Source organism: Pseudorhodoferax sp. Leaf274, from assembly GCF_001422445.1.
Classification (GTDB): domain Bacteria; phylum Pseudomonadota; class Gammaproteobacteria; order Burkholderiales; family Burkholderiaceae_C; genus Pseudorhodoferax.
The window spans coordinates 17020-27460 of the sequence record NZ_LMNA01000016.1 but is presented as its reverse complement, the minus strand read 5'-3'; the positions used below and the strand labels follow the sequence as shown (position 1 = coordinate 27460).

At 55.9% G+C, this 10441-nt stretch carries 8 protein-coding genes; 1 reads left to right on the top strand and 7 read right to left on the bottom strand.

The annotated features are described in order from the left end of the window. Nucleotides 1–508 precede the first annotated feature (508 nt). The 7 genes from ASF44_RS31895 to ASF44_RS16965 form a co-directional block, all read right to left on the bottom strand. Complete coding sequence (locus ASF44_RS31895; RefSeq protein ID WP_162243826.1) at nt 509–1504, bottom strand: radical SAM protein; 996 nt, start codon at nt 1502–1504, stop codon at nt 509–511. Nucleotides 1505–1539: 35 nt separating this feature from the next. Continuing rightward, nucleotides 1540–2067, bottom strand: a complete 528-nt coding sequence (locus tag ASF44_RS31890; protein ID WP_156374552.1) for a hypothetical protein — start codon at nt 2065–2067, stop codon at nt 1540–1542. 1326 nt (nt 2068–3393) lie between these two features. Continuing rightward, nucleotides 3394–4020: an AAA family ATPase gene (locus tag ASF44_RS31135; RefSeq protein ID WP_255358205.1), complete on the bottom strand. Its 627-nt coding sequence runs from the start codon at nt 4018–4020 to the stop codon at nt 3394–3396. Nucleotides 4021–4114: 94 nt separating this feature from the next. Continuing rightward, entirely contained in the window at nt 4115–6325 is a 2211-nt protein-coding gene (locus ASF44_RS31130) for an ATP-binding cassette domain-containing protein (protein ID WP_082524842.1), read from the bottom strand. A 5-nt stretch (nt 6326–6330) separates the two neighbouring features. Beyond that, nucleotides 6331–7086, bottom strand: a complete 756-nt coding sequence (locus tag ASF44_RS31885) for a hypothetical protein (protein WP_156374551.1) — start codon at nt 7084–7086, stop codon at nt 6331–6333. Nucleotides 7087–7111: 25 nt separating this feature from the next. Continuing rightward, nucleotides 7112–8440 (bottom strand): hypothetical protein, encoded by a 1329-nt coding sequence (locus ASF44_RS31880; protein WP_156374550.1) that lies wholly within the window; start codon nt 8438–8440, stop codon nt 7112–7114. Between the two features lie 310 nt (nt 8441–8750). Beyond that, nucleotides 8751–9374, bottom strand: a complete 624-nt coding sequence (locus ASF44_RS16965; protein ID WP_056900418.1) for a tyrosine-type recombinase/integrase — start codon at nt 9372–9374, stop codon at nt 8751–8753. 389 nt (nt 9375–9763) lie between these two features. Between ASF44_RS16965 and ASF44_RS16960 the strand changes: the two genes are divergently transcribed. Beyond that, complete coding sequence (locus ASF44_RS16960) at nt 9764–10204, top strand: hypothetical protein (protein ID WP_056900417.1); 441 nt, start codon at nt 9764–9766, stop codon at nt 10202–10204. The last annotated feature ends 237 nt before the right edge of the window (nt 10205–10441 follow it).

The window sequence follows — 10441 nt, the reverse complement described above, 5'->3', positions numbered from 1 at the left end:
CTGTTCATCCGAGGTTGTTCTGGGTTGATGGTTTGGCGTGAGAACCTCCATCTTCCCCGACTACTTCGGGTGAACAACCTCTTGGGAAACGACAGCTAGAGTCGTTCGGCGCGAAGCCACGAACGACTGCTCCAGACTGCTTGCGGCCGTACTACATGAGCCATCCGGTCGACCGCTCTGCGCCCTCTGCTGTCGGTCGCCTCGCGAGCCTGGGCGGCAGCTGTGCAGCGGTTGGAGCCGTTGCTGCCCCAGAAGCGAAGGAGTGGTCTGGGCCAGTCTGCGGTCGCTAAGGCTTCCGTAGCACACATGGCTCGAACGTCCGCACTGGAGTGCGCAGCGGTCATCCCAGTCATCGTCGCTCGACCATCTTGAGAATCTGGCGCTTCAAGGTCCGCTGTCAGCTCGGGCGAACTGGCGCTGCGCGCCCACAGCGACCGTTGGCATTGTGGGGGAGCGGACCTTCGCATAAAGCGCACCCCTTTAATGCACTTCCGCGAGTCGAGCAAACCTACTCGTCGAATGCGGCTTCCAAAATCCTTTCGATTCCCATGGACGCGGCAAGCTTTGCCATAAAATATGATTCGCGCGACCTAATCTCATTAAGAACATTGGAGTCGGAGAAGATTCGGATGCACGCTTGGCATTTGTGTGCGTACATGTCCTCCCACACAATATCTTCCCTGAAGTCGCTGGTCATCGCCAGTGTCTTCTCGGGTCCAAAATGCTTAATCAGCAATTTTACTATGTCAAGTTCAGCCGATTCGCAAAGCTCACCAAGCGAAGTGCCGTCTTGCGCCAATTGCCCCAGTTGAAGGTCTTTGACTTTTTGCATGCCTATTCCGCAACATATAGCAAGAGTTCCGTCGGCCTGGAGAGTCGGTGTACTGTAGATGCTGTCGCAACCAGTGCGCTGTGGAAGGTTGGATTTGTTAGCGCATACGCCGTCGGCATAATTTCCTATCGCAGACGGATCGAGGGGCGTCCAGGGACTTTCAATGAAGGAAACACTTTTGTCGTCCGAATGAAAATTAAGCTTCTCCAACTCGTGTACGACAGATTCTTTCGTTATCGACGCGGTGGCCACGAGCTCGACCATCACATACGCATGAAAACCGTGCTCGACACTTGCGACGATAGCATTTGCGACGCACGACACGGGTATAAATTTGGCGTGCTCATCGCCTGTACTAAAATTTATCTCTTTGAGGCCCGCGGACTTCAGTTGGGCTAACATCTTGGTCGCCGCGTAATTCGACTTGGCCCACCACGCATTTGTGACCAATCTAGTCGAAATACCTAATTCAGTGGCCTGCCGAATCGCATCGAGTAGCACGGAAGGTTTTAGCGTAGCCTCGCCTCCTGTAAAAACGACAACAGCGATGTTGTCGCGCTTCGCCTGATCTATTGCGTACGTGATCAGTGCAGGCTCAAGAGCTACCTTATTTTTAGGGTGGCTAAGTGTTCCACAGTTTGAGCAACTTGCATTGCACTGCCACGTTGGCATGATCGAAAGAGTGCTTGGACGATGTATATTCGCCATCACACGTTTCTCGTGAGTTCATTGGCCAACTTTATCAGCTCGTTCCTCTTTAGGATTTTTGCCCCTGATGTCACATACTCGGTGTTATGCACTACAAAATGATTAACGATTGCAGTCTCATTGGCCGCCACCCACAAGTTTGCAATCGCCGCCGGCCCTGGGGCCTTTAGCTTCTCTATTGTCAGATCGCCACCGCCCCACGTCTGCTTGATCTTTTCCTGAGTGGCAGCGGGTGCAGCCGCGACAAGGGAATTGGCGGTGGCAAGAGTCTTCTCGTCAGCAGTAATATCGCCAGCCTTTTGTCTCTGATGCAGATCAACAAGATTTCTAATCACATCTGGTTTGGCTAGAACCGAGAGAAGCATTCCGTTTGCCAGGCCAATGTGTTCTTCTGTGAAGGCGTCCGTATACTCCAACTTTTTCCGGAGCTCCGATATAGGATCGGCTAGAAACTCTTCTCTTAGCTTTTGAGACTGACTTATCCCATCCAAAAAGCTGGAGAACTTTGCGTGGGCTTCTCTATTCATTGGTCATCCTCTCGCGAGATAAGCGATGAAGTCACCTCCGCCGCGCCGACCCTATGCGGCGAGCGGGGCTGCCTAGAATGTCTGTGACTTCGCCACGGACGTCAAGGAAATTCGGTAGGGCGTGCTGCTGGTCAACATGGCGGTGCTTCAAAGAAAGCGAGGGTCGATGAATTCCCGGCCGGTTGGACTCTCACAACGCACCACACTAGCTTGTCGACTCGTTGCGGCAAAGGTTATGACGGTTTAGGATGCCTTGCCGAAAGAGGAGATTGCTGTGTACTTCCACGTTTCGCAGCTCAAAATTGCTGCTTGTCTATTGGGGTTTCTGTGGATCTCGGCGGTAGCACAGGTGTCGGTGCCCCATAGTTTGCCTAGTGCCAGCGGAACTCAGTGGCTGAAGTTATCAAAGGACCCAAAGATTGATTTCGGCGCGTCATCCGTAATTGGCGTCAACAGGTGTTGCGCCGGCGGCGCTCCAGGCGGGGTTTGTGCGCTCGTCCTTTGCAAAGCACCGGAAGCTTCGCAAAAACTAGCTGGCGCTGTTAATAGCCGGAAGTTGTTCGAAGGTTTCGGAGAGCGCTCTCCCGAGAACGTATGCCAGCAGTGTGCCGCAAGCAGTTCTCCAATATGCCAAACCATCTTGTGTAGAGCACCTTCCGCTGAGAAATCGCGGCCGCAAATTCAGGAACTTTTTCGGCGGGATCTAGAACGAGTCCGAATACTTAATGACTATTTTCGCTCTTCAGGAGACGTATCGCCCGAAGAATCTCTATCCATATTAGAGGCATACAAGAAGGACATGAGGGAAAATTACTTGGCGCCAAAAGCGCCCTAAGTCAGATGCATCATATTTTGGCTGGAGGACTACATTGATAATCCCATGCTAGCACGGCGAATTGCGTGATTCTAGATGTCTATGCCCTAAAAATGCATGCCCTATCCTTCTCCGATCAAACCGCCGTGCGGCACGATGATGGAGTCGCAAGGTCGTCAACTGATTTGAAAAGAATGTATGTTTCTATTGTGGCAGTTGGACTCAACCTCGCGTTAGACCGGTGAACGACCGAATCGCGGCAATCGCGACTTCTACAAGATTTATGAACTTCCCCTGGTGGATCGTTTTGCCCGCAGGCAGCGAACCTTTTTTCGGGCGTAGGGCTGATGCGATTCGCTGTTGCCTCAGCGCGCCGACATTATTTCGAGGTGGCGAAAGTGATCGCGACTGATCGATGCGTCGCTCACCCGTGTCCCGACGCGTCCGAGAAATCTCCGATGACAGGTTCTGAGCAACGTTGTGGATGACGGCTGCTGGCCGGAGTTTGCCATTCAATGGCGTGGCACTCCGACGGTGGCGTCCAGGTAGCGCCGAATCACGTTGGCTGCTTCTTTGGCGGTGCATGTCGAAGTGTCAATCACCACGTCATATGGCCGAGCGAACACTGAATGTCCGAGCTGCTCCCGCGCCATGCCAGTCGCTCGGTCTTCACGGAGACTTTCCCGACGCTCAAGGGTTTCGAGCGGAGCCGTGATACCGACCAAGCAAAGCTGACGGTCTGATAGAACGTTAATGCAGGCCTGTAGTTCCTCTTCATCACGAAGCACGGTGTCGAGGATGATTTCAAAGTCCGTGTCGACAAGCCGGCGAAGTGTGGAGCGAAGGTTGTCGCAGTGGATGCGATAGGCCAAGCGTTGCTCTTCTGCACTTCGCATATCACGCCGTCTAGACATCGTCACAAACGCGTCCAAGGTCACATGAAATGCGGGAGCCGGAGCGCAATCCTGAAGCGCGGTCGCAATGGTCGATTTTCCTGCGCTGGTCGGGCCGTGCAGGACGATGGCGAACGGTTTCATGGAGCGTTTGAACGACTGGTCATGAGGAGATTCTGCCTGGCGACTGGGTGACCGCTCCTGGCCGGGAGCGGGTCGACTCGGCCGGCAGCTGTGCGCCCACAGGAGTCGGTCACCCCGTTACTTGACGAACCGGACAGCGACACTCAACGTTTTAAATGAGAAGCGGTTATTAGATTGAAGACCCCCACCAGCGCTACTATTCGGCACGTGAAACGAGGAAGAGAATTTCGTCGTCACGGCACGCGTCACCTCGGTTCGCCGCACGCTTTGCTGCTTCCGAGTGATGTATGGAGACTGGCCCCCAAGCACTCCTCAGCACGTCGACGTATTGCTGAGTCGAGCGGTGGAAGTACGGCACGACCAGAGAATTTTCAGAATCAGACGAGACCTTGAACAGTCCGCATGAATCCCAGTCGCGCCGTTCTCCTGCGACTAGTGGTAGTGTGTAAAGAGGAAATTCGTCCCTCGCCGAAGCCTGTTCGATGAAGCTGGGAGACACCACGACACCCAGAAATATGGCTCCCCGCCGCTTGAGGCGGGCCAGCAGCGCGGATATCACGGCGAGCGAGGGAAGGTCGTGTAAGATAAAGAATGCCGTGACCAAGACTGTTTCGTCACTTTCGGGCATTAGGACATCTAGGCGGGATTTAATCGCCTCGTCTGCAAGATCGGCACGAAGAAATATCTCGGACTCGGCGGAATTGAGCCTCGCAACTTGGATGAAGCGATCTATGGCGTCGATTCCAACTGTCCTTGTGATTCGACACCCCGCCGTCGACAGCAGGTTGCGCACGGCCCTCGTATGGAGTCCGGTACCACATCCTAAATCCAACAAGCTTGCAGTCGCAGGCAATGCAATGTGTTCGTTCAACAGTTTTGTAAGCGTCGGGTACACGAACCGCGTCCAGAACAGACAAAACTCGCCAGCGTTCGCGATCCAGGCGTTCGCGGCGGCCTCCCAAGCAATGACTTCGTGATCCTTGTCGAGTGAACGAAGAATTCGAGGATTCAGTTCCACCGCGGCAGGTACAGGCCCGGATAGATCAACAGTCCCGGTCGATGCGGGCAGGGCAATCGTTACATCGAAGACCTTCGACTTCATCAAACGGATGTCGTTGCTGGCGCAAATCACGATCAATCCCTTGACCACGCAGAACTCGATCGCTCTCTCCAATCGATCTACATCCAGATCAGAAATTTCCGCGGTCGGTTCGTCCAGGAAAATTGCAAGTTCTGCACTAATCATTGCCTGCAATAACGCAACCTTGCGTCTCTGGTGCCATGGCAGAGAAAACGGACTACGGTCGTCTAGCGAGTCAATACCGAGCAATCGCTTGAGCAAATCGACATCGGCCTCGCCTAGAGTGCTTTGCGCCGACCGTATCAATTCTTCACTAACCGTCTCTTCGGCCAGCAAACAGTCAGGGTCGGCAGGAACAACGCGGACGTCAGGGGCCCGTGTTCCCGCCCCGGTTGACGGGCAAACGCCCGAGACGAGTATGGCTCCGGAAGATGGAGTCTCGATGCCCGCAAGCAGGTAGCCGAGGCTAGACTTACCCGAACCGTTTGGTCCTGTCACAAGAGCGGCCTGACCGCGAAACAACGAGAACGACAGGCTACCGAAGAGGCTGATGCTTGAGTTGGGTGGTTTCCAGACGAGATCTCGTACGGAGATTAACGCGGAGTCCAACGCTCCGACATGACGATCAGATCGCGTAGAGACCTTGACGATCTCTGTATCTGCCTCCCGATGACTGGTGGGGGCGACCACCGTGAAGTCCATCAGTTCCTGGCATAGGGCATCCGTGGCTGCGGCAAAAAACAGCAAAACCCGTCCGGTCGCAAGGAGGTGGACCTTCAAGTAAGAGAGAAGGCGAAGCCGGGCCTTCGGGTCGATGTATCCAAGGATGCCGTCATGTAGTATCACGTCGTTGTTCGCGAGGAGCATGCTAGCCAACAAGAGACGCTGCCTTTGTCCATCGGAGAGGTCGGCGAGGCTCGACTGACGTTTGGACGCCAAGCCCCATACCCCGAGCTGATACTCCAACTCGAGCGCCTGCTGTGCCCTAGTCGTTCCCGAAAGTGCAAGAGGCAGAACCAGTTCAGATGCGACGCCGTCGAACAGGCCGGACAACTGCGTCTCTGAGTTCTCATAGATCAACCCGTACTGCACTTCGCTTTGAACGCTAGCGACCGGCTGCGGGTCGGCCTCCGCTCCCTCGACAATCCAGCCCAGTGATGGCGACCTTGATAGACCAGCCATGTGGCGCATCAGGCACATTCGCGCCTGGTCATCGCTAACAACAATCAGCCCCATCTGGCCCGCTGCTGCAGCGATCGCAGGCACCAACACGCGGCGCTCGCCGGATTCTGTGACGCGAAGAGTCGCGGCGGGGTACGAAAGCATGCGCGCTACAGTTGAAATGCGACCAGCAAGCTCAGCCCAGCGGCCGCGAGGATGACGAAATCGCCTCCACGAAGGTTTTCACTGTCAAGGAAGACTGGAGCTTCTGCTGAATCGCGAACCCTTGTAGAGACTGCTTCACGTGAATAGAAGTGACGCACCAGGGTCTTGACCAAGCTAGAAGTCAGGATCGCAACCTTGAGGCGCATCCATCGAATGGGCGCGATGCATTCGGGATATCTTCCCCGCATGAGGATGGTCGACTTCTTGCTCGCATGGAGAAGCGCCTGCCCGAATATCGGAATCGTAAAAATAACCCACAGAAGTTGCCGGTTGATTCCCAATCGCAGCATGGTGCGAACCATGCGATCTTTCCTCACCAAAGCGCTTAGCACTAGCACGCTGGAGGTAGCCATGCAAGCTGCGACAAGGCCCCGTCTTGGGTGGCTCGCGCATGCAAGCAACTCCGACCAAGAATGATCAAGATTGCAGGAGAAGCCTACCTGCATGGCAACAGCCCAACCTGTGATGAGTAGGATCGCACCATACGCACGGAGCGGTACGAGACGGCAGCGAAGAAGTGGTTGCAAGACGGCATTTCCGGATGAAACGATGCCTACAAAGAGGATGTCTGCCGCAATCCAGGCGCCCAAAACCTGCGAGAAAGCCAGGACCAGCACTGCACCTGGATGGAAGTCGCCCGCACGGGCGAGAGGCCGCACGCCTTGATCGGTAACACCGGCCTGCGAAAGGGCGGATTGCACCTGAGCGACGTCTGGCGAACTACTTTCACCCACGCAGTTCAGCCCGCATGTTTTCTGGAATGCGGCGGCAGATCGCGTAGGCGATGAGGGCAGCAAGACATTTGTCAGCAGCATCAAACAGAATTGCTCCCTTGACCACCGCTTCGAGCAATCCATCTCCAGTCTTGACAAAAAACAAGGTGGCCGCATCGCTCCCCGCGAAAGTCACGCCACCGAAAAGATAAACTGTCACCGGGACCGATAGAATCGTAGACAGTGGCCCAAGAAATACCGCACCAAAAAGTCCCGTCTTCAGCCAAGAGGTCATGAAGCCAACGCGCATGAGCACGACGCCTGCTGCTGTGACGAGGACCGCGGAGCCCACATAAGCCAATGCAATCGGGGTCGTCGTCACCCCAAGAATCAGGACGCCCAATGCCGCTGACAACATTCCGGGAATCAGACCACATATCGCCCCAACGATAAATGAGCCCGCGAGATCAAGGTAAATCGGGAGCTTGAAAATCTGTACGATCGTTCCAATTACTCCGTTCAGGGCCGCACCTGCTGCGATCATCAATAGAACGTTGCCTTTCATTCGCGAGACCATCTTTCGACCTCCAGTTGAGTTTGCCCAATTGAACCCGGAAAGCAAGAGAAACGCGAGGCTGTAGTAGGCAAAGAGAGCTGCCACAGTACCTACAACAAACTCCGGCGGAAAGCTAATATACAGCGCACAAGCGCTGAACAGGGCCGTGACGCCAATGCATGGAATATCGACGGCAAAAATAAAGGATATATAGCTCGCGCGCTCACCTGACTTGGCTGGGAAATCCAGTGCGCCTGCGATATCAGTTACAAGGCAGCATAGGTAGATTAGGAGCGACGCGACGGCCGCATCCAACGGCAGTTGTATCTCGTTTGGCCAAAACGCTGTTGCATACAGCAAGGGAGCTGTTGCCACGGTTAGCACAATCGCGAGGGACGCGAACACTGCAACGAGAATGCGCATTTTCACCCGCTCGCGCTGCCAACCGAAGAGGCAAACAATCAGCAAAAGGAGTGCGCTTAAAAGGTTGGCAATTAGTGCAGTAAGCGACCAGACACCGACGCTCGGACTCAAACCATTGAGTCGCAAGGATGCATCGCCATCAAGGAATTTGTTTAGGCGGCGCACGACATCGCGCAGCAAAAAGTCAAGCTCGAACAGTACCGGCGTTGGCTGACCCGAGGTCGCCGAATTGATACCCGACAGCGCCGAATACAGCAGTGTCGCCAGAATGCAGACAAAGATGAACTGAAAACCGGCCTGCAGCCCCCAGGGTGGCTCCAGCTTCTTTGTCGTAGGCACGGCAGTATTTGGCTTCTCGTTCAACTTACCTCCCGAATCGCGACGCGAGGGTTCCAAGCACAATTCCGCAGCGAGTCAACGAGTCAACTGATCAATCTAGATACGTTGCCTGCCGGAATGAGCCAATCAATGGGACTGCTGGCTGCGAGCGAATGCTACTCTACTAATGACTTACGTGAGGTAGATTTGACAGGCTGAACATATGAGAGCGCCGGCAGCAGTCACTTGCCGACGGCCGGTTCTGGCCGGCAGCGTGAGTCCAACAGCGCACTAGACAGCAGCCTCTCGCGGGTGGCCAACCTAACCTAGCGCGGGTAGCCAGCCGTCTGCCGGATCAGATCTCCGTTTGCTCAGAAATCTCAAGCGCGTCATCGACCTCGATTCCGAGGTATCGGACTGTCGACTCGAGCTTGGAGTGACCCAGCAGTAATTGCACGGCGCGCAAGTTCTTGGTGCGCCGGTAGATCAGCGTCGCCTTCGTCCTGCGCATCGAGTGCGTTCCGTAGTCCGCACGGTCCAGGCCCAGCTCGTCGACCCAGTGCCCGAGGATCCGGGCGTACTGGCGAGTACCGAGATGAGGTGAGTCGTGGAGTCGGCTGGGGAAGAGGAAGTTATCCGACTTCAAGCCGGCTTGCTTGATCCACGTCTGCAGTGCATCCCGGGTGGCTGGCGTAATCTCGAACTGGACCGGGCGCTGGGTCTTGTGCTGCAAGACGATGGCTCGCGTGGTGACCTGGTCACCATGACAGATGTCGCGGACCTTCAGAGCGACGAGATCGCAGCCACGCAACTTGCTGTCGATGCCCAGGTTGAACAGCGCGAGGTCCCGCACCCTGTGCTCCATCTGGAATCGGACGCGGAGCGCCCAGACGTCCTTGAGCTTGAACGGAGCCTTTTGCCCGACGATCTTGCCCTTGTTCCACGGCTCGCGAATAACGTTGATGCCTGTGTTGTCCATGATGGTCTCCCATCGAGTTGAGGGCCATACAACATGCGCCGACAACCCATCCAGGTCTTTGCCTTGGGTCAACCCTGCCCCATCTCACGCCGAGCCAATGGGCCGCTTACGGGCTCAGGCCACTACTCGTGCTGTCGGCCAACAGCAGTCATAGCGCCCGCGGCGGCGAACATCGGGTCAAGGCTAACAGGCGCCGTGCGGATACGAGAGACGTATGGCTGCAATCTCCAAGAAAAGTCGTTGAAGGGTGTCCGCAGCCCTTGTTGGCGACCACCCCGCTCCAAGCCCTCCATGACGACGCACCAGACCAGCAGGCAGAATCCAGACGAACGGGGGCAGCCCGGCATCAGGCCTGCCGGGAGCCCATCTTGAGAACTGGAGCAGCATCAATGGCACTGACGAAGAAGGGCGAGTTCTGGTATGGGACGACGTCCGGCGACACCCAAGCCGAACTGCGCAGCTACAGCGTTGCGAATGGCTATGAGGCTGTCCGGTTTGCCGCGTCCAAATGCGATTGCGGATGCCGGACCTTCGCGCTGCAGACTGATGAAGAAGCCGGTGTGGCAATCCGCACCTGCACCGACTGCGGGCACGAACACTTGATGGGCGACAGCGAGGACTACGTTGAAGAAGCCGCGCCTGAGACGCACGAGTGCGTGTGCGAGAACGAGGTATTCGAGCTGGTGTCCGGCGTTTCCGTGTACGAAGGCACCCATGACGTGCGCTGGTACTACATTGCTTGCCGCTGCGTGGAATGCAACCTGGTCGGGGTCTTCGCAGACTGGAAGTGCGAAGCAGGTGATGCAGCGGCCTTCCTCGCCAAAGTCTGAGCATGACGTCATCGGTGGACTTGGCTGCATCGATGACCGCTTGCGCTGTATTGCTGCCGTTCCGACCTGCATGGCCTGAGGTTGCAACGGGCGCAGAGCCGCAGGCTACGCCAACCCGCTTTCGGCCAAGAGCGGCCTCTGCGCCCGCAGTGGCTAACGTCGGGTCGAGAATACAAGCGGAACTATTCAAGGTCCCGCGTTGTAGTGCCACGGCACGTGACAACGAACTTAGTCGAA